Here is a 26023-nt window from a genome sequence, read left to right as displayed (position 1 = left end):
AAATGAACTACACGCTTCTAAAGGACATTATAAACCTAATGGAAAAGTTTGAGATGGAAAATAAAAACTATACAACGGATATATCAGGCTTCAAACATTGGATATATGATGAAATGCGCCTACAGGAGAACATCATATATGAGCCTGATTGGGAAGGTAAAGAAAACGGTCGCAGTCCGGAGAGTGTTATCAATACCCTGATTGTACACATGAATAGGTATGCAAAAACCTATTCCAAATCTGCCATGCATAATTCCGAATTTTCTACACAAGAGGAGTTTATTTACCTCATCAATCTGAAAGCTTTTGGTGCTATGACGAAGATGGAACTTATCAAAAAAAACATTCAAGATAAGCCTACCGGTATGCAAATTATCAATAGGCTTATCGCGCAAGGTTGGATAATACAAAAAGATTCGGAAACGGATAAAAGAAGTAAAATAATCACTATTTCAGCTTCTGGCATAAACGCATTGGAAAAGCAGATAGATAAAATCCGGCAGGCTACCAAGATTGTAACGGGAAACCTGGATCATGTAGAGAAAATGGAATTGATAAGGTTATTACATAAACTGGATCATTTTCACAAACCTATATTTCTACGAAATATCGAAAACTCGGAATTGCTGGATAGCGTAACGAGAACATATTTATCGGATAAACAGGTAAAAGATGAGTAAAAAAATAGCGATCATCGGGTCTGGTTTTTCCGGAATCTCTGCTGCTGCGTATGCTGCAAAAGCAGGAAACGAGGTGCACGTCTTTGAGCAGCATGCTCAACCGGGAGGTAGGGCAAGACAATTTTCCACAGAACAGGGTTACGTTTTTGATATGGGACCAAGTTGGTATTGGATGCCAGACATTATGGAAAATTTCTTTACTGATTTTGGGTGCAAAACAGCTGATTTCTTTGAATTGATCTCTTTAAATCCACAGTTTGAGATGATTTTTGCTGACGATAAAATTTCTATACCGGAGCGGTACGAAGACTTAAAAGACTTGTTTGGACGGATAGAGGTTGGAGCAGATCGTCAATTGGAGAGATTCATGCGGTCTGCAAAATTTAAGTATGAAGTCGGTATGCAGGATTTCGTTAATAAGCCTTGCCACAACTGGTTAGAATTTGCCTCTCCAAAAATTGCCAAAAGTGTTTTCAAACTTGATTTACTAACAAATTTTAGGACGTATGTTGCTAAATATTTTACCGATAAAAAATTACGGGCTTTAATGGAGTTTCCCGTGATATTTCTGGGTGCTTCTCCTAAACATATTCCGGCGTTATATAGCTTAATGAATTATGGAGGATACGCCTTAGGGACACACTACCCTATGGGTGGTTTTTATCAATTGGTATTAGCTATGCAAAAAGTGTCAGAGAATCAGGGAGCGGTTTTTCATTTCAATCACACGGTCGAAAAAATAAATGTGGCAAATGGCAAAATAACGTCACTCACTATTAATGGAGCATATCACGAATTTGACGCGGTTATTGCTTCTTCCGATTATCACCATACAGAGACTCTTTTGCCCGAAGAACGCAGGAACTATGATGAAAAATATTGGCAGCGGCGTACTTTTGCTCCATCCTGTCTGCTCTATTATTTAGGGATCAAGGAACCCATCCCAAATCTAAAACACCATACCCTGTTTTTTGAACATGATCTGGACGAGCATATCGATTGCATCTATAACGAAAAAAAATGGCCGGAAAAATCGTTGTTTTATGCTTGTTGTCCTTCAAAAACAGACGCAAATGTTGCTCCGCAGAACAGCGAAAATCTGTTTCTACTCATGCCTTTGGCTATCGGAATCGAAGATGGAGAAGAAACACGGGAAAGATACTTGAAAGAAATGCTCTTAAGAGTGGAACGCCATACAGGCACAACCGATTTATTTTCGAAAATTGAATATAAGAGAAGTTATTGCATTAGTGATTTTATATCCGATTATAACGCTTATGGTGGTAATGCCTATGGTCTTGCCAATACCTTAACACAGACAGCCGTATGGAAGCCCAAGATTAAAAATAAAAAAATAAGCAACTTATTTTATACGGGTCAATTGACCGTTCCCGGTCCAGGAGTACCACCTTCTATTATTTCGGGAAAAATAGCGGCCAACGAAATCCAACACCTAAAAATAGAAAGCTATGAAAAGATTATTTGATGAGTTAGCTTACGAAGTAAGTAAAAAAACGACTGAAAAATACAGCACCAGTTTTTCGTTAGGCATCTTAGCCCTGAGCCCTACGATACGCCGAGCTGTTTATGCTATTTATGGATACGTAAGATTGGCAGATGAGATTGTGGACAGTTTTCATGGTTATGACAAAAAAAAGTTACTTGATAGGCTCAAAATAGAAACGGATATTGCGTTAGCAGAAGGGATTGCATTAAACCCTATTTTACAATCATTCCAGGAAGTGGTTAATAAATACCACATTGATAAAACGCTCATCAAGCAGTTTCTTCACAGCATGGAAATGGATCTACAAAAGATGGATTACAACTCGGAACTGTACAAGGATTATATCTACGGATCTGCCGAGGTGGTGGGCTTGATGTGCCTGCAGGTGTTTATCGAAGGTGATAAAAAGCAATACGAAGAGTTGAAACCCTATGCTATGAAGTTGGGTTCAGCATTTCAGAAAGTGAATTTTTTAAGGGATCTGAAAGACGATTACCAGACATTGGGACGCACTTATTTTCCGGGTATCGATATGTGTGCATTTGATAACGGCGTAAAGAGTCAAATCGAGAATGAAATTGAAACGGAATTTAAGGAGGCCCTACTTGGTATTAAGAAACTTCCTACTTCCTCTATGTTCGGTGTATACTTAGCTTACAAATACTATCTCTCGTTGTTCTGCAAGATTAAAAAGAAATCATCTGAAGATATCTTGGCAAACAGAATTAGAATTCCAAATACGCAGAAAGTATTCGTTGCACTCACCAGCTATTTACGTTATAAAATGGCTTTCCTATGATGAATTTTATAATCATACTCCTCGTTTTTATATTGATGGAAGGCGCGACCTGGCTTATTCACAAATATATTATGCACGGTTTTCTTTGGCGTTTACATAAAGACCATCACGACCATAACCACGATAGCTCGTTAGAGCGGAACGATTGGTTCTTTGTCATATTTGCCATGCCTGCTATTGCACTGATGTACTTCGGAGCAGAGGCGGGATACAATTATTTATTTTACATGGGGGTTGGTATCACATTATACGGTACGGCTTATTTTTTTGTACACGATATATTTATACACCAACGTATAAAAGTTTTGAGAGATACCAAGAATCCGTATTTGCTATCTATCAGGAGAGCACATAAGCAACATCACAAACACACGGGAAAGGAACACGGCGAGTGTTTTGGATTTTTATGGGTACCTATCAAATATTTTAAAATGTACTTCAACAAAAAATAATGTTACAGCCCTATACTTATCTATTGATTAACTTCTTCACGATCATTGTTTGCTTTATCGCATCTTTTGACAGGAGAATTCAATTTCACAAACACTTCGGCACCTTTCTGCTTTCAGTTACGATTGTCGCCATCCCTTATATCGCTTGGGATATCTGGTTTACAGCCCGTGGTGTCTGGTGGTTCAATACGAATTATACGCTGGGAATTATATTAGCCGGATTACCTATTGAAGAATGGCTATTTTTTATTTGTATTCCTTTTTCCTGCATCTTCACTTATTTCTGCTTGGATAAATTTTTCAATTTAACGTGGTTTAGTGCTTTTAACAACATCATTGTCTTTGTGAGTGTGATTATATTATCTGTTACAGCCTTATTGAACGATGATAAAATATACACCCTTGTAACAGCAATCACTGCCATAGCCACACTCGTGTATTTACATCTTATTGCCCGAGTGGATTGGATTGGCAAAGCATCGTTGGTATTCACCGTATTATTGTTAGGTTTTTTTCCGGTTAATGGTATCCTAACTGGCACAGGGCTAGATGCGCCAATCGTAAACTATAACCCTACTGATTTTTTAGGAATAAGAATCCTGACCATTCCCATTGAAGATGCTGTTTATGGTTACACACAGTTTTTGTTGGTTCTCTATTTTTTCAAACTATTTCAACGTAAAAAATATGGTGGCAAAAAGTAAAATTTCTCTTTTTTGGTTTCGTAGAGATTTACGCTTAACGGATAACGTAGGCCTATATCAGGCCCTTTCTTCAGAATTTCCTGTTTTGCCTGTTTTTATTTTCGATCAAAATATATTGGATAGATTGACCAATAAAAATGATAGGCGGGTAGATTATATCCATCAAGTACTTACACACATCAATATGCTTTTAAAATCACGGGGTTCTGCCCTCAAAACTTTTTACGGAGCCCCGCTTGATATCTTTAAAATGCTGGTCGATGAATTTGCGATCCAAACCGTTTTTTGCAATAGGGATTATGAACCTAGTGCCATCCGGCGCGATACAGAAATATATAATTTTTTAAATGAACGTGACATTCGTTTTCAAGCATTCAAAGATCAGGTGATTTTTGACAAAAATGATATTGTAAAAAACGATAGCTCACCTTATACAATATACACGCCTTATGCTAAAAAGTGGAGGGAAAAATTAAAGGCTGAACACTACAAATCGTACAACATAAAATTAGAAAATCTATATCCTCTATCTTTTTCAGAAATCCTTTCTTTACATGACATTGGTTTTAAAAAGACAGATATGGTTTTTGAAAATCCTACATTAGAAGCTGCCATCATTGATCATTACGACAAATTTCGGGATTATCCTGCTGTGCAAAAAACAACACAGCTAGGCATTGCTTTACGATTTGGCACCATAAGCATTCGAAAGTGTGTAACTTTTGCTATCAAGCACAATCAAATCTGGCTGTCCGAACTGATCTGGAGGGAGTTTTTTATGCAAATCCTTTATCATTTCCCAGCCGTTGAGCAGGAGTCTTTCAAAAAGCAATATGATCGTATTAAATGGCGGAATGACGAAACGGAATTTGAAAAATGGTGTGCTGGTAAAACGGGCTTTCCGATGGTGGACGCAGGTATGCGACAACTCAACGAAACGGGGTATATGCATAATCGTGTAAGGATGGTTGCTGCCAGTTTTTTATGCAAGCATCTGCTTGTAGACTGGCGTTGGGGCGAAGCCTACTTTGCTGAAAAACTTAACGATTACGATCGATCTGCGAATAATGGAAATTGGCAATGGGCAGCGGGATCAGGTTGCGATGCCGCGCCTTATTTTCGGGTATTTAATCCTACTACCCAGATAGAAAAATTCGATAAAAATTTAGAATATATAAAAAAATGGTTGCCTGAGTTCGGAACCGATGCTTACCCTCCACCAATAGTTGAACACAGCTTTGCAAGAGACAGAGCGCTGCGCGTATATGGAGAAGCGTTAAAATGAACTATTCAGAACTATGTTAAACTGCAAAAATGGAAAGAAATAAAGTAATATTAGTAGACGATAACGACGTCGCGATTGGTGAAATGGAAAAATTGGAAGCCCACAAACAAGGTCACCTTCATAGGGCCTTTTCGGTATTTATATTTAATGATAAAGGTGAACTTCTTTTACAGCAAAGGGCAAACCAAAAATATCATGGCGCTGGACTTTGGACCAATACTTGTTGTTCCCACCCCCAATGGGAAGAGGACGTACTATTAAGTGCTGCGGAGCGTTTAACGTATGAAATGGGATTGGATTGTGATTTGGAGTTTTCGCATTCGTTTATTTATAAAGTTGAAGTTGAAAACAATTTGATAGAAAATGAGTACGATTACGTTTGTATCGGTTACTCCAATGAGGAACCGAAGATCAACAAAGATGAAGTTCAAGATTATAAATGGGTGGATCTGAACGAAATTTTAGTGGATATAAATCAAAATCCGGAAATTTATACGCAATGGTTTAAGATTGCCTTACCCCGGGTAATACCTAATTTGAAACAGTATAAACAATAACGTAATTTCGAAACTTTAATTTAATAGATTGGTACCATGAGTTATATCCGTTTCTGGAAAGAATTTGCGGAAGGCATTCTCTAATTATTCATAGAAAATGAACTTGTTTTTTGGGGTTGAAATAGAAGAGGAGAAGTCTTCAAAATAAGAGTGGAAATAGCGGACAATAAAGTCTGAACAGAGCAATATTTTGAAATTAGAAATTGTTGCAGATTCTTTCCCAATTCCCGAGTCCGACTTGCATTGGAATCGTCGCAGACAAATAAAAATTTGCTTCCAGGAAAGATATAGTTTAGCTCTTCCAAGTCGAAAGAAGCCTGATCACACATTCCTTCATAATCCACCACGAGCACATCCGGCTGGCCGTAATATTTTTGGCACGATTTGACCTCGTCACCCAAAACGGCATCCCATAGAACCTCCACATACCCCTCCGTCTCCTGTTCAAATAATAATCTATATGCGACCCGCAACCTCCTATTATTGCTTACAATGCCTACTGTTACCCTGTTCATATTTTACTCTTGTTTTCTGCTAAGATTCTAGTTGATCGTTTTAACCAGCTGCTCTTTTGTAAGTTCCTTCTCTGTCACCACCTTTCGTAGCCTATCACTTGTAAAACGATGTTTACGCTTCGTATAATGAATTTCAACCCCTTCTTTCAGACAATAATCTTTTCCCGGAAAATGCGAAACCATCCCTTCTACAAATCGAATATCAATAGGTAGGGATTGCAACATGTCCATTAATTCTTCGTCCGATCCATAAGGAATAATTTCGTCTACATACCGGCAACCCTCCAATTTAATGAACCGCTCGACAACGGTTTGCGCCGGATGTGAACTGTTTCGATCCTGTTCTGCGGTATCCGTTTTTAATCCAACAATTAGATGGTCACAATACCGTTTAGCCTCTTCCAACATGACGAGATGACCTAAATGTAAAAGATCAAATTCACCAAAAATAATTCCTACTTTCATTTTTTACTATTAAAACCTATTATTCTTTTACGCTGTATCTCTTATGCATTTAGCCGTTGTAACGGCAGCTCTATATTTTCTTTTAGATGAACGATGGAAACAGGTTCCTCATGCTGTTTCTTCGCAATGATTTTTCGTAAAGACGAACTGGAGAACCGGTTCTCTCTACGATTAAAGTAAAGTTGGATACCTTTTTCTTCACAGTATTTCCTTCCCGTGAAATTCTTGTCCTTATACTCGTCCCCCAAAATCCGCACATGAATTTTATACGAACGTAGTATATCTTCCAGATCTTGTTCTGTCGCATACGGGATGATCATATCTACATGTTTGCAACCTCGCAATTGCATATAGCGTTCAAAAACAGTCTGCGTGGGTTTATTTTTTTCTGGTCGGTCTAAGGTAGGATCCGTCTGCACGCCGCAGATGAGAAAGTCACATTGTTCTTTAGCATCTTCCAGCATTTTAATATGACCTGCATGCAACAAATCAAAAGCAGAAAAAGTTATTCCGATCTTCATGGTAAATTATTTAGTTTCAATTTTATCTATCCAATTTCTTTTTTTGGCTAATGAGAACTCGATATAACTAATATTATCGCAAGATTAGTATATCGCTGTTTCACATAGGTATATAGAGAACACAGTTATGTTAATCTCGTTTTGAAAATTTTTTCTTTTATCATTTTATGACTAAATGCTTACTTTTCTCCAAACTAAACCATCTCTTCAACGTTCAATATACGTGGGAGTAAATCACAATATCTCCTTCATTTCAGGATAACTTTATTTTAGCGAAACTATAATGGACATACCAAGCGGCACGTACCGTATTCAGTTTAATAAAGACTTTGATTTTCAACATTTTGAGCAGATTATAGATTATCTGCATAATCTCGGTATTGACACCATTTACGCTTCTCCTATCCTACAAGCGGTGCCTGGTAGTGTGCACGGATACGATGGAACGGATCTTAACAAGATCAACCCGGAACTGGGAACACTAGATCAGCTGATAAAACTTAAAGAGCAACTAGCCGACCGTAATATAAAGTGGTTGCAAGACATCGTTCCAAACCACATGGCCTTTCATCCTAAAAATAGTTGGCTTATGGACGTCCTAGAATATGGCGATCTGTCCCCATACAGCATCCATTTTGACACAACACATCATAGTATATTCTTTGAGAACGGAAAGCTAATGATTCCTATTCTGGGAAAGGATCTCCATGAAACCGTCCAATCGGGAGAAATTAACATTATACTTGAAAAGCAGCAGCTGTATGTTACCTATTTCGATCATCGCCTTCCCGTTAAACCCTCCACTTACGAGGAAATAAACCAATGTTTGGATAACATCAATGATAATAAAGAAAAAATATTGGATATCCTATCCAAACAACATTATCAGCTCTGTCATTGGACAGAAACAGATCAGCGTATAAATTATCGGCGTTTCTTTACCATCAACGGATTGATGTGTTTGAACGTACAAAATGATGCCGTATTTAACGACGTACATCGCTTTATCGGAGAACTCCACGCTAAAAAAATTGTAGATGGCTTTCGTATTGACCACATAGACGGTCTTTATAATCCAGCAAAATATACAAGAGATCTACGGAAAAAGTGCGGATCGAACACGTATATCGTTGTTGAAAAGATAGTAGAGCAAGAGGAAGAACTCCCACAAGATTGGCCCATCCAAGGCACAACAGGTTATGATTTTCTGGCGCTGTGTAATAACGTTTGTACATATAGCAAAAGCGAAAGACTTCTCACCGATTTTTACGAAGGATTCGTCGGACAAAGCCATTCGATAAAAGAAGAACAAATCGAGAAGAAAAGGGCCATTTTATGCAAACACATGCAAGGCGAAGTCGACAACCTATGTCGATTATTTTTTGATTTAAACCTTGATCTTCATACGCCTCCTATTAGTGTACAAGAACTTCGATCCGCCATACAGGCATTCTTGGTATATTTTCCCGTATATCGGCTTTACGAAGAAAACTTCCCCTTCTCAGCAGAGGCTTATAACGCGATAATGGCTGTTTTCGACACCATATTACTGAAAGAGGCTGATACTATTCGAGGAACGTTAAAATTGCGGGACGTTATAAAGCGGGCACAGCGCGAGTCGGATCTCCCCTACCGGAAAAGCGCAATAATCTTCTTTCAACGCTGTATGCAATTCACGGGGCCCGTCATGGCAAAGGGCATCGAAGATACGCTCATGTATACATACAATCGGTTCGTTGGCCATAACGAAGTCGGTGATCATCCAGCAAACTTTGGTATCAGCGTTTCTGCTTTTCATAGCGCTATGCAGAAACGGCAAGCGCTTTGGCCTTCTGCACTAAATGCCACGGCTACACACGATACAAAACGTGGGGAAGATGTAAGGGCCCGCCTCCAAGTATTGACTGCTTGGCCGGAAGCTTGGATTGAACAAGTTGAAATCTGGCAAAAAATTATAAAAGACCACTATGAAGAAGATTTACCGCATCCCAATGATATTTATGCGATCTATCAGTCGATGTTCGGCTCCTATCCGATGCCTGATTGTCCGGACGATGACTTTGAGGATCGGTTTTTAAATTACGTAACAAAGTACTTACGAGAAGGGAAAGAACATTCCGATTGGGCAGCACCAAATGAATCCTACGAACAGTGTGTTCAACGTTTTGCCCAATTTCTATTAGCTAAGCAAGGACCTTTCTTCCCCGTTTTCCATGCTTACTTAAAACGCATGGCAGATTTTGGTATCCTAAATGCGTTGGCTCAGCTCCTATTAAAATTCACCTGTCCGGGCGTACCGGACACCTATCAGGGAACAGAACTATGGGATTTAAGTTTTGTGGATCCCGATAACAGACGTCAAGTTGACTATACTATACGGCAACAATATTTACGTGAAATCGACGAATTAGATAATAATAGTATCCTTCCTGCACTCTGGCAAGAACGATATAATGGAAAAATCAAGCTTTGGCTGCTGAATACCTTGCTCCATCTTCGTCAACAGTATCGCCTATTATTTGCAGAAGGGGAATATATCCCTTTAGAGGTGAAAGGAAAATATAGTGAGCATATATTGGCTTACGCCCGTAAACATCAACGAGATTGGTTAATCGTTATAGTACCCCTCCATCTTGCCGCCATCGCAGAAATACAAAACGGTGTAGTGCAACGTGTGGATTGGAAGGATACAACCGTTATTTTGCCAAATAGGCTGCCGGTTCACTGGCGGCACCTATTATGCGCTATTACAGGAGAGGGAACAGCATTAAAACTATCATCTGTTTTTCAGGATTTTCCGCTTGCCGTTGTTCATTATAGTGAACCACCAAATCCTAGAAGCGCGGGCGTATTACTGCACATTAGCTCTTTACCTTCTCGTTTTGGGATTGGCGATCTCGGTCCAGGAGCGTATGATTTTGCCAGGTTTCTCCAATCCAGCGGACAGCGCTGGTGGCAAATATTACCGTTAGGGCCGACCGCTAATGAACAATGTCATTCTCCTTACAGTACCCGCAGCGCGATGGCCGGCAATCCGCTGTTAATAAGCCTAGAAGCATTAGTCGACGAAGGCCTGTTGACGCAAAAAGAACTAGAAACGACGACCATTGATGTCTGTACACAAATTGATTTTGCAAGAGTTGAATCCGTAAAAAAAGAATGGCTACACATGGCATTCGAACGGGCAGATCTTGCCAACGATCCTAATTTCAAAACTTTTTGTGAGGAAGAAGCGTATTGGCTGGATGATTACGCATTGTTTGCTAGTTTACATAACACTTATTCGGATACGCCATGGTATACATGGCCAGAACCGTATAAGTCGCATAATCCGCAGGCGCTTGCTGAATTTGAGGCTGCACATCGCTCGCAACTTTGCGAAGAAAAATGGACACAGTATATTTTCTTCCGTCAATGGAAAAAATTGAAAACCCATTGCGGGGAACTCGGCGTACACATATTAGGAGACGTGCCCATCTACGTGGGGCACGACTCTGCGGATGTTTGGGCACACCCACATTTATTTTCGCTGGAAACGGACGGAAAACTTCGATCTATCGCTGGCGTACCACCAGATTATTTCAATGCGGACGGTCAACTTTGGGGAATGCCCGTATACGACTGGCAAGCAATCAAACAGGACGACTATGCGTGGTGGATAGCAAGACTAACGCATAATAGCAAGCTTTTTGACAAGATTCGGCTTGACCATTTCAGAGCATTCGCGGCCTATTGGGAAGTTCCTGCTCCAAACGAGACAGCGAAAAATGGTCAATGGAAGCCTGGTCCGGGAAAAGATTTTTTCAATACGATAAAATCTACATTGGGCAAACTGCCTTTCGTTGTTGAAGATCTGGGCGACATTGACGAGGAGGTGTACGAATTGCGGGACACTTTCCAATTACCCGGAACTAAAGTTCTTCAATTTGCATTCGGTGATAATATGGCATCATCCCCACATATCCCTCACCATTACGACCGAAATTTCTTCGCCTATACAGGTACACACGATAACAATACGGTCGTGGGCTGGTTCAACGAAGAATTGGATGATGCCGCTAAAGAGCGTCTCTCCCATTATACATCGGTCACGGCCGATAAAACGAATATCGCAGATATTATGTTGAAAACAGCATACGCTTCAATAGCAGACACCATCATTGTACCGTTGCAAGATCTCTTATCCCTTCCGGGAATGCATCGCATGAATAATCCAGCGAATAGCACCGGAAATTGGAGCTGGGTAGCCCCACAAGCTGCTTTCGACGATAGCATCAAAACCAAATTGCGTCACTATATGGAATTATACGACCGGATATAACGAATAAGCAGCAATCATAATTTATTCAAACCACACAAGGGGATCAATAACAATCTGATATTTCATTACCCTTAAGAAAAATTTAATTAGATGTAATATATATAAAATGAATATAAAAGCACTTGTAGGATCCTCCTACCCTTTAGGAGCTACCTTTGATGGCAACGGCGTAAATTTTGCTATTTACGCTGAAAATGCAGAAGCCGTGGAACTCTGTCTTTTCGAAAACGAAACCGATGAAAAGGAGTCTTTGAAAATCAAGATCAAAGAACGGACACATCAGGTGTGGCACATCTATATCCCCGATATAGGTCCCGGACAGTTATATGGCTATCGAGTATATGGTCCATACGAACCTACACAAGGACATCGTTTCAATCCAAATAAGCTTCTTATCGACCCGTATGCCAAAGCTATAGCTGGCACATTACGTTGGGACGACGCATTATTTGGTTATGAAGTAGGTCACCCGGATGCTGATTTAAGTTTTAGCGAAAAAGATAGCGCACCCTATATCCCGAAGGGTGTTGTGATAGACGGATCTTTTAACTGGGAAGGGGATAAACCTCTTCGCATCCCTATGCACCGTAGTATTATCTATGAAGTCCATGTTAAAGGGTTTACGGCACAGCATCCAGAAATACCGGAAGAGATAAGGGGTACTTATTCTGCACTGGCACATCCCGTAACTATTTCTTATTTACAATCGCTCGGTATAACAGCAATAGAACTTTTGCCTATACATCATTTTATTACAGACCGACATCTCGAAGAAAAAGGCCTAACAAACTATTGGGGTTATAATACGATTGGATTCTTTGCCCCGGATATTCGGTACGGGTCTATCGGTAGCCAAGGTGAACAGGTCATAGAATTCAAAAATATGGTGAAGGAACTCCATCGCGCGGGCATAGAAGTTATATTAGATGTCGTATATAACCATACGGGCGAGGGAAGCGAGATGGGACCGACGCTTTCCTTCCGGGGCATTGACAATGCCTCCTATTATCGACTGACCGAAGATCCACGCTACTATATGGACTTTACGGGTACGGGAAATACACTTAACGCGCGCCTGCCGAATGTTCTTCGATTAATCATGGATAGCTTGCGCTACTGGATACAAGAGATGCATATTGATGGGTTTCGATTTGACCTTGCTTCTGCCCTCGCCCGCGAACTGTACGAAGTAAATAAACTGAGTTCATTCTTCGATGTCATCCATCAGGATCCTGTTATTTCGCAGGTAAAACTCATTGCGGAACCTTGGGATATCGGAGAAGGAGGCTACCAAGTGGGCGAATTCCCTCCCGGTTGGGCGGAATGGAATGGCAAATACCGTGATTGTATGCGCGATTATTGGACAGGAGCTGATAGCATGCTTGGTGAATTCGCCGATAGATTAACAGGATCATCAGATCTTTATCAGGGAGATTATCGCAGACCGACTGCCAGCATTAACTTCATTACGGCACATGACGGGTTCACCTTACACGATCTTGTTTCGTATAACGAGAAGCATAATGAGGCGAACGGCGAGGACAACAACGATGGTGACAGCCACAACCGTTCGTGGAACTGTGGCGCGGAAGGACCAACAGAAGATGAAGAAATCAATAAACTGCGGGCTAAGCAGAAAAGAAATCTATTGACTACATTATTCCTTTCACAAGGTGTCCCTATGCTCGTTGCCGGAGATGAGTTCGGACGCACCCAGCAAGGAAATAACAATGCGTATTGTCAGGACAACGACATATCGTGGCTCGATTGGGTGGGCCAAGATGAACACCTGTTGACATTTTGCCAACAATTGATCGCTTTCCGGAAAGAGCATCCGACATTCTGCCGGCGAAAATGGTTTCAAGGTATCCCCATAAAAGGTATTGGTTTAGAAGATATAGCATGGTTTGATCCTAAAGGTTGGGAAATGGAAGAATCGCATTGGCAAAATGATTTTGCCCGATCCTTAGCTGTTTATCTAAATGGCAATGGTATCCGTTCATTGAGCGATGATGGAAGTAAAATCGTAGACAATAGTTTTTATATCATGTTCAACGCGTACTGGGAAGATATCAGCTATAAACTACCGGGTGCAAAATATGGTAAAGAATGGACCATAGTTATAGATACCAATCTGGACACTATTGATACGCATGACACCTATGCGTCTGATTCGTCTATCAACGTACCTGGGCGTTCCACCATTGTTCTTATGTCGACCTAATTTTTCTACTATTGAAATACAATGCTAAATTACCCATGGATACAGGAAGAACAAAACCGTTAGGCATTACACTCCACAACAATAAAGTACAGATTACGGTTTGGGCACCCAAAGCTAAAAACGTTATATGCCGCACCTATCAGCCCAATGCAGATATTGTTTTGTCACAGCAAGCCTACGGCTATTGGTATACGGAAAGTGAAGAAATAACTACTGGACAACGGTATCATTTTATCATCGACGGCGAAGTACTCCCCGATCCCGCCTCCCGTTCTCAACCGGAAGGCGTACACGGACCATCGGCCGTTGTTGATCTTCAATTCGATTGGACCGATCAAGATTATCATTGTCCAACATTACGTGATTTCATTATTTACGAGCTTCATGTAGGCACGTTTTCTTCGACGCATGATTTTAATGGTGTTATCGAGCGATTACCTTATCTGAAGAACCTGGGCATAACAGCCATCGAAATTATGCCTGTGGCACAGTTCCCTGGAGAAAGAAATTGGGGCTACGATGGTACATTTTTGTTTGCAGTACAACATTCTTATGGCGGTGCCCGGGAATTGCAACGGTTGGTAAACGCCTGCCATCGAGAAGGTATCGCGATAATCCTAGACGTCGTTTACAATCATTTTGGCCCCGAAGGTAATTACCTCAACCAATATGGCCCATACCTTACGGATAAATATCAAACGCCTTGGGGGAAAGCCATCAATTATGATGATGCATGGAACTATGGTATACGGGATTTCGTCTGTGAAAATGTACGGATGTGGTTCCGGGATTTTCATATCGATGCGCTTCGTCTAGACGCCGTACATGCTATTAAGGACTTCAGCCCGTCTCATATACTTCAAGATATAAGGCGTACAACAGACCTTCTGATGCGGGAAACGAATCAAAAAAACTATCTGATAGCGGAATGTGACCTGAATGATAAACGTTTTTTAGAACCGCTGGAGCAAAACGGCTTTGCCATGGATGCACAATGGCTTGACGAATTCCATCATGCATTGCGCGTCGCTGCTGGCGAAGAAAAGAAAGGATACTACGAAGAATTTAATGGCATCGCACATTTAGCAAAAGCTTATGAACAGGCTTACGTATTTACAGGCCAATATTCTACTCACCGTCAACAATTTTTTGGCAGTAATGCGGAGGGAATTCCCGGAGAGAAATTCGTTGTTTTTTCACAAAACCATGATCAGGTCGGTAACCGCATGCTTGGCGAACGAAGCAGTATCTTGTTTACGCCGGATTTACAACGTTTGATGGCCATGGCGGTCATGGTATCTCCATTTACGCCTTTATTGTTTATGGGAGAAGAATGGGCTTCACAAAAGCCCTTCTTTTATTTTGTCAGTCATAGTGATCCTGATTTAATCACTGCGGTCCGCAAAGGACGTTGCGAAGAGTTTTCGGATTTTCATGGTGATGGGGAGGTACCCGACCCACAGGACAAAAAAACTTTTGACGATAGCGTGTTAGATTGGACGGAAAAGGATAAAGCTGCGCAGCAACTTATGTTACGTTACTATCAAAACCTAATTGCCTTAAGAAAGTCCAATACTGTACTTCGGAACCTAAAGAGAGAAAATATACGGGTAAATAGCGATCTGCAGAAAGGTTCGCTCATATTATATGTTGAACATATAAAAGAAAAACTCATCTGCTTGTTTAATTTTTCTCCGTCTACGCAACGGTTTACTATTCCAGAAGATGAAATCTGGGAAAAAGTGTGGGATACAGGAGATAACATGTGGGGTGGACTCTCTCCAGCCGTATTGAATGGAGGCTTCGTACATATTCCGGCACAGACAGGCGTCATATTCCAAAGCACGTTACAACAGGAGTTAGATCGATAAATATTTCTCCTTTTAAAATAAAAATGAAATGAACATTACACATGTTTACGTTGTTCGCTAGTACAAGGTTTAATTTTTCGTGGTAATCTTACCACTTTTAAATAAATTGATATGGAAGACCTGTTTTTTAGCGACGGTAAAAATCTATTAAAAATCAGTATTGCAACCGTTGTGTCGTATTTTGCAATTTTGGCCGTTATCCGGATTATGGGGAAAAGAACATTGGCTAAAATGAATGCATTTGACTTTGTAGTCACCGTAACCTTAGGATCAACTTTGTCATCGATGTTACTCAACAAGGTTCCCATACTTGATGGTACTATAGCCGTATTTATCATTGTATCTTTACAATATCTAATAGCTTATTTGGCGCAACGCTCGCAAACCATCGAAAAAACGATTAACTCTACCCCTACCATTCTTTTTTATAATGGGGAATTTATTAAAGATGCCTTAGAAAAGGAAAGAATTACGGAGGAAGAAATACTTGCTGAGATCCGAAGCTACCGTTTAGAACAACTGAGCGAAGTGCGTGCGGTCATCATGGAAATAAATGGAACTTTTAGTGTTATCAAAAAAGATACTGGTGAGAGGCCTACGTCACTGAAGGATTTAACCCCTTGATATACGAGATGGTGGTCAGTAGACACGAATCTGTTTATTCTTCCGATTTATCATCCAACTTTTTCCGAGGATCCAATTTTTTCTTTAAATATTTAACTAAGGAAGGATCAGCATGTTCCTCCATGTCACTCAATTCAAGTTCTAACGCTTTGTTGCTCAATTGAATTTCAACGAAAGAAATAACCAAAGACACCGTAAAGAACAAAAGACTTAATGCAAAAGAGATCTCGGCAACCAGTACGTTGCTTAGGTAAATTCCATACATACACACGATACAACTTATAAAACTTAACACGCCCATACCCTGCATATGCCGCAGTAATTTAAGTCTGTACCGAAGATTTCCAATTTGGCCTTGCAATACACCTTTTTTATTATGTTCAAGATATTTGGCGTGCAGACTCCGCACCAAAGCAGCCAAAGCCAAGAATCGATTGGTGTATGCAAGCATGATCAAACTGATAGCCGGGAAGAGCAAAGCAGCGGTACCGTATGTTATCATAAGCTAGACGTATATTAATTTTATCTGTCAAGTATCATGACAATTACCCAAAGATACATTGAAAATTATAATTATTCGACCCTCAAATTTTTAGAAGTAAAGAAATGGGACAAATCTAACGAGATGCTGTCCCCTTATTTTTTTTGAGTTCTAATAGTCTGCCAATCTCTTGTTTGAGTGTTTTTTGTGCTATCTTGGATTTGGTTAAATCAATCGCCTTGGTATAATGTTGTATTGCAGTATTGATGTCTATACTGCAATACAGATAGCCCAATAATTCATGGTAATAGTTGCTCTGCGAAAAATTTAGCTTTTCCACTTCCTTGATTGCTTTTTCATTGCCATATACTTTGGAGAAAGCAAATGCTCTGTTCAAGGCAGTAATAGGCGAATACGCTATAAGTATAAGCCTATTGTACAGTTGCAATATATTTTCCCATTTAGTATTATCGGTTGGGGTGGTATGCCAATAGGCTATCCCGGCCTCAAAGTGATACGTTGATATTTCTTCACCATTGCAGGCGTTGACTAAATAATAATTCCCCCTGTCGATAAGAGACTTATCCCAAAGGCTTTTGTCCTGTTTGTCAAAAAGAATAGCTTCGCCGTTTACGCCTGTCCTCGCATCCAGTCTTGAACTTTGAAAACACATCAAGGCGAGCAAGGCGTTTACTTGGGGTGTATTGGTCAACTGGCTTTCAGTCAAGACCAGTGTTAATCTGAGGGCTTCGGAGCAAAGCTCCTTTCTGATTAACTGATTATTGGTTTTGGAAAAATAGCCCTCATTGAAAAGTAAGTACAATGTTTTTAACACAGTGTCCAACCTTGTTTTTATATCCGTTTCTGTTAAGCCGTTAATTTGAAAATTGTCATTCCGCAAATTGTTCCTTGCCCTTTGCAATCTTTTTTTTATAGTTTCTCTATTTGTCAAAAAAGCATTAGCGATTTCTTCGACACTAAAGCCACATAAGATTTGAAGTGCCAATGAGATTTGGGCTTCTATTGAATTGGTTGGATTAGATACAGCAAAAATCATGGCTAACTGACTATCCGCTATGATTTGGTTATTAAATTCAAAATCCTTTTCTATTTCAATTTCATTGGATGTTAAGGCATCCTTAACTTTGTTTTCAAAAATAGACCTGTGTTTGAAATAGTCCTTTATTTTGTTTCCGGCTACCGTATATAGCCATGCTGTTGGATTATTGGGTACACCATGTATAGCCCAATGTTCCGATGCTTTCAAAAATGTATCACTGGCAATATCTTCTGCAACCTCGATATGTACCAAGCCAAGATGACGACAAAGTACAGCCGTCATCTTGGCATATTCCTGTCGGAATAAATGCGGTAAAAGTTCCCTATGTGATTTTGGACTAATCACGCTGTAAAACTTCTCTCACTTCAATACTACCACCTACTTGGTCAAAAATAGGATTGGCTTTTGCCATTTCTACGGCTTCATAAATGGTATCAGCTTTTACAACAATGTAACCACTGATAAACTCTTTGATTTCGGCGTAAGCACCGTCCGTTATGACATTGTTAGATTGAATAGTTTTTGCGTTACCTGCAAATGGCAGAAGTGTATTGCCTTTGTCCGCTAATTTGTTTTGTGAGGCAATGCCTGCTAACCAATTCATCCTTTCTTGCATTTGTTCGGGTGATGGCTTGAAATCTGAAATGTCCTTTAGTCTGAAAATTAATGCAAATTCTTTCACTGTCTTAAAATTTTAAATTAAACATACCCTAATGACGACCGAGTTTACGGAATGGGGACAGGTGTAATCCTATTCCTTTTCCCATTTCTCAATCAAAAACCTTACAATTTCTTCCCGACCATTGATAAACAGATCTCAATTTCGTCACTCGCTGTCAATGGTATAAGCCAGTGATACCATTTCGGAATTTTTGCTATTCCAAGCATCTTCCTCCATTTGGATTTTTTGTTTTGCTATCCCCAAGGCAAATGGAGTTTCTGTTCCATAGCTTTAAGACTTAAAATTACAATAAAAACTCGACTTCGGACGGTGTTAATATCACCTGTAAAGGCAAATAGTTTTGACGCGCGGAATAAGTTTCGAGTGTCTCAAAACATAACTTGCTCTGTTTAGACAAACAGAAAGCTTCTGCGTTTTTAGACGGCTGTCAGCCGAGACGGCCAGTTTTATTGACGAAGCAATAAAATGACAATTTACCTCCAAGAGGTATGACGTACAGCCAAAATCATACGTTTTGCTAGGGATGGTAAAAGAATATATAGTATCTTTGGGGTATACACGTTAATAAAGGAAAATACTATGAAGCCTATAATAAAAAGCCTTTTAGCAATAAGTTGCGTTCTATTGGTCTTAAACCTGTCTGCTTGCAAGTCCAAAAAAATCATGGTTAATCCAGGTAGCCAGATTGAACAAACACCTGTACGGGAAGAACCCGTTGAGGTAGTGGAAGAACCTGTCATTGCTCAGGAAGAACCACGCAAAGACCCTGAACCGGTGGTCGAAAAGCCGAATTTCAATTTCAAGAACGTCCTGTTTGAATTTGATTCTAGTGTACTCAAAACCGAGTCGTATACGGTGTTGGACAATATCGTCCGAGAAATGCAGAAAGATCCGTCGGCCAATTTTATCATCAATGGTCATTCATCCGTCGAGGGTACGGCCGAATACAACCAATCGCTATCTGAGGACAGAGCCAATGCGGTCAAGCTCTATATCGTCAACGCCGGCGTGCCATCCGAAAATCTTAGCGCCAGAGGATTTGGTGCTTCCAAACCGGTTGCATCCAACGATACAGAAAGCGGGAGGGAACAAAATCGGCGGGTAGAAATATCGGTCGTAAAATAGCAGGATTTTCAAACCCCTAGGTTCTCATTCCAGCTTAAATAACAAAAGCCACTGTGAAGTGGCTTTGTGACCCCGCTGAGGCTCGAACTCAGGACCCACAGATTAAGAGTCTGTTGCTCTACCAACTGAGCTACGGAGTCCGCTATGCAAAAGTAAGCGCCACGGATTACAATGTCAACGGTTTTTTGTATTTTTTTGCTATTCGGTTCCCGGCAACTGGCTCCTTTCCATTTAATAATTACGACTCCCGCTTTTCCTGCTGTCTATCAGCGGTGGATTTATCTTCTGCTACCCCTGCTTTCCAATAAGAATAGGCATATAGTTCATCCGGCTTCCATCCCTTTTCTTTCCGTAAATAATGACGAATGGCTTTTACCGAAGAATATTCTGCCGCAACATAACCCGAACGCGATCCTTCCGGCAATAGCTGCTCCCTTACCATATCTCCAAGTCGGCTGCCGCTTTGCGGATGCTGATTGTGCAACCAGATGATATCTATATCAGCTTTTGTTTTAAGATCTTGTTCGTCCTCTTCTCCGTAAACCTCAATAATACAAATTCCCTTGGCCTCTGCAGGTAGATCTTCTAAAATAGCTCCTAATACAGGAATGGCTGTCGCATCGCCTACCAACAGATAATAATCTGCTTTTTTATAGAGTTCCATTTTGCCATCTTTCATCAGAACACCCAACACATCTCCTTTTTCCGCTTGTATCGCCCATGCTGAGGCCGGTCCTTCGTCGCCATGGGCGACAAAATCGATCCAGATCTCATTCGTATGAAGATCAATACCACGATGCGTATAGGTTCTCCGGATTGGCAGAACCTCTTCCGATTGGAGTTTCCACGTGTTCGTTTCCTTATCCAACTCCGGAAAGTATACCTTGTCCACTCCTTTGGGTGGAATTAGAATCTTGTTATTTATACCTACTGTTGTATTAGCAAATAGCGGCACCTTTTCTCCCGTGAGATAAACCCGGATATAATGTGGGGTAAGCTGTTTTTTTCTACTTACAGTCAACTGCGCTTGAATAGGTGGAAAACCCTTTTTATTCATTTTAATTGTGTTTTTTGATGTGTTGTTACTTTCATGATCGTATTGACAAATATAAACCTATTTAGAATGATTTAAAACAACAACCATATCATGTATTGTCAAATTACGTGCAGGAACAGGAGCTGTTAAACATGTAAGCAGGAGGAATACAGCGATTAGTCTAACCTGTCCAGCAAGACTGTTCTAACCTCGTCGGCAGTAGGCGATATTGCTAAAATTTCACCTTCGCGATCTACAAGAAAAACGCCCCCACCGGAATTACCAAGTCCATATCTTTTCCAAATATTCTGCTTGTCGTTAATCTCTAATAGATTGAGCCACGGATACTGATCGGCTTTAGCAGCTTGGATACCAGCTTCTCTGTTTTGTTCGCGGGCAATTGCTATAACTTCAAAACCGCGATCTTTAAACTCTTCGTATATGGAAATCAACTCTTTACCTTTTCGCCGGCAAGGCCCACACCAGGAGGCCCAGAAGTTGATCAGGGCATATTTTCCTTGGATGTGTTCCGAAAGCGTCACCGTACGCCCTTCAAAATCAGGAGCACTGAAATCTATATATTTTCCTCCTTTTTTGATCGTATTTAAAGCTGTTAAAAAAAAATCTGCCTGTCGCGTATAGGGATGGTCGGCGTATTGCGGCTGATAATGTTGTTCATAGCTCGCCAATAGATCTCCCACGGCAATAGGCAAAGGACGATCATATGAGGCGTCCGCCATCCGCAACAACATTAACAAGTCCCGATAGGTAATCAAAGAGGGATTTGTTATTACCTGATCGGCTTTCCACGCTATCCAGGCCAGAAACTGCTTCTCAAATAAAGCCCTATTCTCCCTCGCTGCCGGTGTCAGATCTTTTTGCTCCGTCTGTAATTGACGACCAATCCGAGCTAAACTATCCCGGACTTCATTCGTGCTCGCTGCCTCGATTTCCTTTAATAAAGCTTGCGCTTTCGGTGTGAGATACATACCTGTTTCTTTTAGCCGTTCTTCCTCTTCATCAAGGGAGCGAAGTCCAAATAGCGCCTCTGCTTGATCTTGATAGTGCATCAGTTGCGCATTTACCTCTCCACCTTTTATTTGGTTGTGTAAAGCCTTATCTTGGGGATACAATGTCATATGCAGGGTATCCTGCTCTGCAAAAAACACCTGAGGTCTCCACGTCCCTTCTATATATTCATCTTTAAAGCTTAATGTATAACTCTCAATATAATCTGCCGTAAACGTATAGGTAAACGTTCCGTTAACGATAGGAATTGAAATAGACGATATCCGTTGGTCTTCATCTTCTTTTATAAATAAAAGTTCGTCGCTGTACGGGCGATCGATGACCTCGCCAACCAGTGTGCATTGAAAAGGTTTATCCTGACCAAAAATAGCTGTTGAAGGCATCAACAGCACAAACAATAGACTTTTAACGTATAGGTGCATAATCTTAATTTTTAAATAGTATCGTAAAACAATTTATAACCAAAGGTATTCGCCTCCTGTTTGTAAAACAAAAACATGTGACGAACCACTTGATTTAGGTGACCAACAAACTCTTTTCACCCATTCTTCTAAGACGTCAACCCGCGGAGGGGGAGAAAACCGTTATATTTATCACATCATGAAATAGGTTTATCACATTTTATTTGAACAACGCTGTATTCTGTTTATTCTTGCAGCAGTATTTACAACAACATAACCCGATTAACATGAAATCACGTTGGATAGAATTCATCATCGTCACCGGTATCTACTTGTTTTTACTCATCACTTTACTTCATGATGTAAGCGATGAAGGTCAACAGGCTGCCCTCCAACTTCATTTATTTACTGTATACGGTATCGTCAGCTTTTACCTATTGTATGCCTATCCTATTCTCTTCTCCATACAGAAAATGTATAAATGGGCTATTTCAGTCGCTACCATTTTCTTCACAGGAGCCTTTATACACTTTGTTATCCAGGAATGGAGACCGTTACCTCCACACCAGATTATGCCCCCTTTTGTGCTTAGCGGAATCCTATGTTTTGGGTTGTTAGTATACAGCGTTATTAAAAGCGTTGTCCAATATTTGGTTAAGATGTCAAATCGCGATACGCTATTTTCTAAAACGTTAAGAGAGTTTATTATTACGTTGATCATTGGGATAGCTATTTTTATACCGGTTTTCCAGGTAAGTGAATATGTCGCTGCCTTAACTGCCTTCGCGATTCCATTTAGCTATAGTCTTTTCGCTGTTCATCATTATTACCTTTTACCCCGCTTGGATAAAGACCAAACCCCAAAAGTGATTCATATTGTTCTCTCTATATTCGTCAATCTGATCTGCATCGTCTTATTTTCCAGCTTAATGGAAATGACAATAAAAATATTTAGTAATACACGATGGTTCTCTTTCAATGGATTCAATATATTTTTCTGTTTCCTATTGGGCGGTATACTCACACCTGCCATTTACGTCTTTTATTATCACCAGCATAAACAGCAACGTCAAATAGTTGGTTTGCAAAAAACCTTGGGAAAAACCTCCGCTGATTTGAAGCTCTTGCAATCACAGATCAACCCACACTTTTTGTTCAACGTTATGAATACGCTCTACGGCATCGCCATACAGGAAAACGCCGAAAGAACATCGGAGGGCATTCAGAAGCTCGCTGATATAATGCGTTTTATGCTACATGAAAACCAGCAAGACAGCATATTACTTGTCCGCGAAATCGACTATATAAAAGAATATATTGCTATCCAAAAACTACGTATAGCTGACATCCCATCCATCCAGATTGCCATAGAACTCCCCCGCGATGATGAAATCGGGGATGAACAAATAGCGCCTATGCTACTTATTCCATTCATTGAAAACGCCTTTAAACATGGCATCAGCCTAAACAAACCATCTTGGATACGTGTACATCTTTCGATAGAAAGAGATATCTTAAAACTAAGCGTATATAACAGTATACACTACCATAAAGAATCTGATCCAGAAAAAAGCAAGTCGGGTATTGGGTTAGAAAATGTTAGAAACCGATTACGTTTATTATATCCGGATCGGAATAAACTCCACATTGAAGAAACAAATACAGAATATTTTATATTTTTAACCCTAAACCTTACGTAACGTCAGTAAAGCAAAAAATATGATTAAAGCGATAGCTATAGACGACGAGCCCATTGCCTTGGAAATTGTCAAGGCACATGCTGAAAAAACACCTTTTCTCTCACTTGAAACGACTTTTATCAATGCTTTTGAAGCGATCGACTATCTGCGCAAAAACGAGATAGATCTATTATTTTTAGATGTTAAAATGCCTGATATTTCAGGTATAGAATTCTATAACAGTTTACTTCGGAAACCACTACTGGTATTCACTACGGCTTACTCCGAACATGCTGTTACAGGGTTTGAATTAGAAGCAATCGACTATCTACTAAAGCCATTCACATTTGTCCGGTTTTTAAAAGCCTGCAACAAAGCCCATGAAATACTACAAAACAAAATAGACACCATTCCTTCCCACATCTTTATTAAAGACGGATACGATACCGTAAAGGTATTACTGGACGACATTCTTTTCATTGAAGCCACCGGAAACTATATGAGATATGCTCTCCCCGAAAAAGAAATTCTGACACGCGCGACCATTAAAGAAACCATCAATTTATTACCGCCACAATCATTCATGCAGGTACACCGATCTTTTATCGTCAACACCTCGAAAGTCGAGAAAATAGAGCGGCATCAAATCACCATTCAATCACACGTGATTCCGGTAGGCGGATCCTATATCGACATCGTAAAGCAGAAATTTTCTACACACCCCCATGCTTAACTCTTCCTCCCCAATCCCATAATAAAACGATTGAAGAAAGAAAACACGCCAACAACGGCAATGATGCACCCTAAAGCAATAAATATATTGTTTACGCCAAAGAAATCTGCCGCCCAGCCCGTACCGAGCAATCCAATAACGGTGGGTATAATGGCCATACTGAAATAGAGGGAGAAAACACGTCCCATCACTTCGGGGCGAACTTCCTCCTGTAATACCGTCATAAAACTCGCATTATAAATCGTTGCTGCCACGCCACCTATCGCTGTTAATCCGACCAAGATCCAGAACGTATGTGGGGGAATAACACCTGATAATGCCAAGCTTATCCCTAAAATAATAGTCGTCATATTGATCAGCACCACTTTTCGGATAGCGGGTCTAAAGATCCCCAACACACTCCCCCCTACCAGCATGCCGAGTCCCCACACCATTTCAACGATACTCATTTCCCATTTGCCCCCACCAAAATATTGCAATGTCAATAGTGGAAACAACACCGCAACAGGCATAATACAAAAGGTAGCGATAGTAGAATATGCGAAAAGCCAGGTCAGTCCTTTGTTATCCAAAATTGCTTTGAAGCCCCATTTCAGGTCGGCCCAAGCTTGTTTGAAACTGGCTTTCGCCCTTTCAGGAACCTCTGGATTCGGGATATATACGAACAACAATGCGCTGATAGCTACTACGGCGCCGACAATATCCAATAACAACACGTTGCCTATAGACATCAACGTAATGGCTAAGGTCCCTAATGCCGGCCCTGCAATTGCAGAAATAGACTGGATCATCTGGTTGACACCCGCTATGCGGAGCAACTCGCTTTCCGGTGCTATCATCGGAATAGATGCCTGCATGGCCGGCATGTGGAAAGCTGATCCTACCGAACGTAGTGCCAGCATCGCGTATATTAAAATAAGGCTTTCGTATCCGAGGTAAAAACTAATCGACATGACCAATGTGCATAGTGCTACAAAGCCGTCGGCAAACATCATTGTTTTCTTCCGGTTCCAACGGTCAATGTATATCCCTGCAAACGGACCGATAACCGCAGCGGGCAACATCCCTGCAATGGCACCATAAGCAAGCACCTCGGCAGATCCATGTTCGATACTTAGCCATATAATAATAGCAAAATTGACGGCAGAGCTTGTAATCAACGATATAAACTGCCCGATCCATATAATGAGGAATTTCTTTTTCCAGTTTTCTTTTTCTTGCATAAACTTTTCTATAAACAACGCAGTCTTCTGAGCGTCTTGTCATCAAAAA

The 26023-nt window shown here is 40.5% G+C and carries 24 protein-coding genes and 1 tRNA gene; 14 read left to right on the top strand and 11 right to left on the bottom strand.

All coding sequences use genetic code 11. From position 1 onward, the window contains the following. Positions 1–2 precede the first annotated feature (2 nt). From H8B06_RS01280 to idi, 7 genes are read left to right on the top strand one after another with little or no spacing between them, the layout of a single operon-like run. Positions 3–680, top strand: a complete 678-nt coding sequence (locus H8B06_RS01280) for a MarR family winged helix-turn-helix transcriptional regulator (RefSeq protein WP_190992461.1) — start codon at positions 3–5, stop codon at positions 678–680. Continuing rightward, positions 673–2166 carry a phytoene desaturase family protein gene (locus tag H8B06_RS01275; protein WP_190992460.1) on the top strand — a complete coding sequence of 498 codons (1494 nt, stop codon included), beginning with the start codon at positions 673–675 and terminating at the stop codon, positions 2164–2166. Before H8B06_RS01280 ends, H8B06_RS01275 begins: the two co-directional genes overlap by 8 nt. After that, entirely contained in the window at positions 2150–2986 is an 837-nt protein-coding gene (locus H8B06_RS01270) for a phytoene/squalene synthase family protein (protein WP_190992459.1), read from the top strand. The genes H8B06_RS01275 and H8B06_RS01270 overlap by 17 nt, the downstream gene beginning before the upstream one ends. Continuing rightward, entirely contained in the window at positions 2983–3438 is a 456-nt protein-coding gene (locus H8B06_RS01265; protein WP_223857404.1) for a sterol desaturase family protein, read from the top strand. The genes H8B06_RS01270 and H8B06_RS01265 overlap by 4 nt, the downstream gene beginning before the upstream one ends. After that, positions 3438–4142 carry a lycopene cyclase domain-containing protein gene (locus H8B06_RS01260; RefSeq protein ID WP_148921133.1) on the top strand — a complete coding sequence of 235 codons (705 nt, stop codon included), beginning with the start codon at positions 3438–3440 and terminating at the stop codon, positions 4140–4142. Before H8B06_RS01265 ends, H8B06_RS01260 begins: the two co-directional genes overlap by 1 nt. Further along, positions 4126–5427 (top strand): cryptochrome/photolyase family protein, encoded by a 1302-nt coding sequence (locus tag H8B06_RS01255; RefSeq protein ID WP_190992458.1) that lies wholly within the window; start codon positions 4126–4128, stop codon positions 5425–5427. Before H8B06_RS01260 ends, H8B06_RS01255 begins: the two co-directional genes overlap by 17 nt. Positions 5428–5456: 29 nt before the next feature. Next, positions 5457–5984, top strand: a complete 528-nt coding sequence (idi, locus tag H8B06_RS01250; protein WP_190992457.1) for an isopentenyl-diphosphate Delta-isomerase — start codon at positions 5457–5459, stop codon at positions 5982–5984. Positions 5985–6064: 80 nt separating this feature from the next. Here the strand turns inward: idi and H8B06_RS01245 are convergent, their stop codons facing one another. The 3 genes from H8B06_RS01245 to H8B06_RS01235 are packed head-to-tail and all read right to left on the bottom strand — an operon-like array spanning position 6065 to position 7485. Continuing rightward, positions 6065–6499, bottom strand: coding sequence for a hypothetical protein (locus H8B06_RS01245; protein ID WP_190992456.1), 435 nt, complete (start codon positions 6497–6499; stop codon positions 6065–6067). Between the two features lie 27 nt (positions 6500–6526). Next, positions 6527–6964 (bottom strand): adenylyltransferase/cytidyltransferase family protein, encoded by a 438-nt coding sequence (locus H8B06_RS01240; protein ID WP_190992455.1) that lies wholly within the window; start codon positions 6962–6964, stop codon positions 6527–6529. A 41-nt stretch (positions 6965–7005) separates the two neighbouring features. Beyond that, positions 7006–7485: an adenylyltransferase/cytidyltransferase family protein gene (locus H8B06_RS01235; protein ID WP_190992454.1), complete on the bottom strand. Its 480-nt coding sequence runs from the start codon at positions 7483–7485 to the stop codon at positions 7006–7008. 283 nt (positions 7486–7768) lie between these two features. Here H8B06_RS01235 and treY point away from each other — a divergent pair, with 283 nt between their 5' ends. The 4 genes from treY (at position 7769) to H8B06_RS01215 (ending at position 16525) form a co-directional block, all read left to right on the top strand. Further along, positions 7769–11806: a malto-oligosyltrehalose synthase gene (treY, locus tag H8B06_RS01230; protein ID WP_190992453.1), complete on the top strand. Its 4038-nt coding sequence runs from the start codon at positions 7769–7771 to the stop codon at positions 11804–11806. Between the two features lie 106 nt (positions 11807–11912). Then, entirely contained in the window at positions 11913–14030 is a 2118-nt protein-coding gene (gene glgX / locus H8B06_RS01225) for a glycogen debranching protein GlgX (RefSeq protein WP_190992452.1), read from the top strand. A gap of 35 nt (positions 14031–14065) precedes the next feature. After that, on the top strand, positions 14066–15901 hold the full coding sequence (gene treZ / locus H8B06_RS01220; protein WP_190992451.1) for a malto-oligosyltrehalose trehalohydrolase: 1836 nt from the start codon (positions 14066–14068) through the stop codon (positions 15899–15901). A 111-nt stretch (positions 15902–16012) separates the two neighbouring features. Beyond that, complete coding sequence (locus H8B06_RS01215) at positions 16013–16525, top strand: DUF421 domain-containing protein (RefSeq protein ID WP_190992450.1); 513 nt, start codon at positions 16013–16015, stop codon at positions 16523–16525. Positions 16526–16559: 34 nt separating this feature from the next. Here H8B06_RS01215 and H8B06_RS01210 read toward each other — a convergent pair whose 3' ends face one another. The 4 genes from H8B06_RS01210 to H8B06_RS20925 form a co-directional block, all read right to left on the bottom strand. Beyond that, the gene (locus H8B06_RS01210) at positions 16560–17027 is read right to left on the bottom strand and encodes a DUF2721 domain-containing protein (RefSeq protein ID WP_190992449.1); all 468 of its coding nucleotides are present in this window, start codon (positions 17025–17027) and stop codon (positions 16560–16562) included. A 115-nt stretch (positions 17028–17142) separates the two neighbouring features. Further along, the gene (locus H8B06_RS01205) at positions 17143–18411 is read right to left on the bottom strand and encodes an RNA polymerase sigma factor (protein WP_317170819.1); all 1269 of its coding nucleotides are present in this window, start codon (positions 18409–18411) and stop codon (positions 17143–17145) included. Continuing rightward, entirely contained in the window at positions 18404–18748 is a 345-nt protein-coding gene (locus H8B06_RS01200; protein WP_190992448.1) for a YciI family protein, read from the bottom strand. The genes H8B06_RS01205 and H8B06_RS01200 overlap by 8 nt, the downstream gene beginning before the upstream one ends. A gap of 144 nt (positions 18749–18892) precedes the next feature. Continuing rightward, a complete protein-coding gene (locus H8B06_RS20925) occupies positions 18893–18991 on the bottom strand; it encodes a DUF1348 family protein (protein WP_223857403.1) in 99 nt (32 codons plus the stop codon). Positions 18992–19327: 336 nt separating this feature from the next. Between H8B06_RS20925 and H8B06_RS01190 the strand changes: the two genes are divergently transcribed. Next, complete coding sequence (locus tag H8B06_RS01190) at positions 19328–19873, top strand: OmpA family protein (protein ID WP_190992447.1); 546 nt, start codon at positions 19328–19330, stop codon at positions 19871–19873. Between the two features lie 67 nt (positions 19874–19940). Here the strand turns inward: H8B06_RS01190 and H8B06_RS01185 are convergent. From H8B06_RS01185 to H8B06_RS01175, 3 genes are all read right to left on the bottom strand, one after another. After that, a tRNA-Lys gene (locus H8B06_RS01185) sits at positions 19941–20013 on the bottom strand. A gap of 98 nt (positions 20014–20111) precedes the next feature. Then, positions 20112–20930: a siderophore-interacting protein gene (locus H8B06_RS01180; RefSeq protein ID WP_190992446.1), complete on the bottom strand. Its 819-nt coding sequence runs from the start codon at positions 20928–20930 to the stop codon at positions 20112–20114. Positions 20931–21085: 155 nt separating this feature from the next. Then, positions 21086–22360, bottom strand: coding sequence for a TlpA disulfide reductase family protein (locus H8B06_RS01175; RefSeq protein WP_190992445.1), 1275 nt, complete (start codon positions 22358–22360; stop codon positions 21086–21088). 266 nt (positions 22361–22626) lie between these two features. On the opposite strand from H8B06_RS01175, the gene H8B06_RS01170 reads away from it, so the two are divergent. Both H8B06_RS01170 and H8B06_RS01165 read left to right on the top strand, forming a co-directional pair. Then, positions 22627–24039: a sensor histidine kinase gene (locus tag H8B06_RS01170; RefSeq protein WP_190992444.1), complete on the top strand. Its 1413-nt coding sequence runs from the start codon at positions 22627–22629 to the stop codon at positions 24037–24039. Positions 24040–24058: 19 nt separating this feature from the next. Continuing rightward, positions 24059–24751 carry a LytR/AlgR family response regulator transcription factor gene (locus tag H8B06_RS01165; protein WP_190992443.1) on the top strand — a complete coding sequence of 231 codons (693 nt, stop codon included), beginning with the start codon at positions 24059–24061 and terminating at the stop codon, positions 24749–24751. On the opposite strand, the gene H8B06_RS01160 is transcribed toward H8B06_RS01165, so the two are convergent. After that, complete coding sequence (locus H8B06_RS01160) at positions 24748–25974, bottom strand: MFS transporter (protein ID WP_190992442.1); 1227 nt, start codon at positions 25972–25974, stop codon at positions 24748–24750. The two genes, H8B06_RS01165 and H8B06_RS01160, sit on opposite strands and share 4 nt — an antisense overlap. Positions 25975–26023: the final 49 nt, after the last annotated feature.

The organism is Sphingobacterium micropteri, assembly GCF_014692515.1.
GTDB lineage: Bacteria > Bacteroidota > Bacteroidia > Sphingobacteriales > Sphingobacteriaceae > Sphingobacterium > Sphingobacterium micropteri.
Note: the sequence above shows the minus strand (reverse complement) of the source record. Positions and strands in the feature narration are given on the sequence as shown.

Coding starts and splice junctions, on each gene's coding strand:
- H8B06_RS01180 (WP_190992446.1), bottom strand. CDS start 20,930: ATGAATAAAAAGGGTTTTCCACCTATTCAAGCGCAGTTGACTGTAAGT.
- H8B06_RS01275 (WP_190992460.1), top strand. CDS start 673: ATGAGTAAAAAAATAGCGATCATCGGGTCTGGTTTTTCCGGAATCTCT.
- H8B06_RS01170 (WP_190992444.1), top strand. CDS start 22,627: ATGAAATCACGTTGGATAGAATTCATCATCGTCACCGGTATCTACTTG.
- H8B06_RS01175 (WP_190992445.1), bottom strand. CDS start 22,360: ATGCACCTATACGTTAAAAGTCTATTGTTTGTGCTGTTGATGCCTTCA.
- H8B06_RS01160 (WP_190992442.1), bottom strand. CDS start 25,974: ATGCAAGAAAAAGAAAACTGGAAAAAGAAATTCCTCATTATATGGATC.
- H8B06_RS01280 (WP_190992461.1), top strand. CDS start 3: ATGAACTACACGCTTCTAAAGGACATTATAAACCTAATGGAAAAGTTT.
- glgX (WP_190992452.1), top strand. CDS start 11,913: ATGAATATAAAAGCACTTGTAGGATCCTCCTACCCTTTAGGAGCTACC.
- idi (WP_190992457.1), top strand. CDS start 5,457: ATGGAAAGAAATAAAGTAATATTAGTAGACGATAACGACGTCGCGATT.
- H8B06_RS01270 (WP_190992459.1), top strand. CDS start 2,150: ATGAAAAGATTATTTGATGAGTTAGCTTACGAAGTAAGTAAAAAAACG.
- H8B06_RS01240 (WP_190992455.1), bottom strand. CDS start 6,964: ATGAAAGTAGGAATTATTTTTGGTGAATTTGATCTTTTACATTTAGGT.
- H8B06_RS01215 (WP_190992450.1), top strand. CDS start 16,013: ATGGAAGACCTGTTTTTTAGCGACGGTAAAAATCTATTAAAAATCAGT.
- H8B06_RS01210 (WP_190992449.1), bottom strand. CDS start 17,027: ATGATAACATACGGTACCGCTGCTTTGCTCTTCCCGGCTATCAGTTTG.
- H8B06_RS01235 (WP_190992454.1), bottom strand. CDS start 7,485: ATGAAGATCGGAATAACTTTTTCTGCTTTTGATTTGTTGCATGCAGGT.
- H8B06_RS01265 (WP_223857404.1), top strand. CDS start 2,983: ATGATGAATTTTATAATCATACTCCTCGTTTTTATATTGATGGAAGGC.
- H8B06_RS01190 (WP_190992447.1), top strand. CDS start 19,328: ATGAAGCCTATAATAAAAAGCCTTTTAGCAATAAGTTGCGTTCTATTG.
- treZ (WP_190992451.1), top strand. CDS start 14,066: ATGGATACAGGAAGAACAAAACCGTTAGGCATTACACTCCACAACAAT.
- treY (WP_190992453.1), top strand. CDS start 7,769: ATGGACATACCAAGCGGCACGTACCGTATTCAGTTTAATAAAGACTTT.
- H8B06_RS01165 (WP_190992443.1), top strand. CDS start 24,059: ATGATTAAAGCGATAGCTATAGACGACGAGCCCATTGCCTTGGAAATT.
- H8B06_RS01255 (WP_190992458.1), top strand. CDS start 4,126: ATGGTGGCAAAAAGTAAAATTTCTCTTTTTTGGTTTCGTAGAGATTTA.
- H8B06_RS01245 (WP_190992456.1), bottom strand. CDS start 6,499: ATGAACAGGGTAACAGTAGGCATTGTAAGCAATAATAGGAGGTTGCGG.
- H8B06_RS01260 (WP_148921133.1), top strand. CDS start 3,438: ATGTTACAGCCCTATACTTATCTATTGATTAACTTCTTCACGATCATT.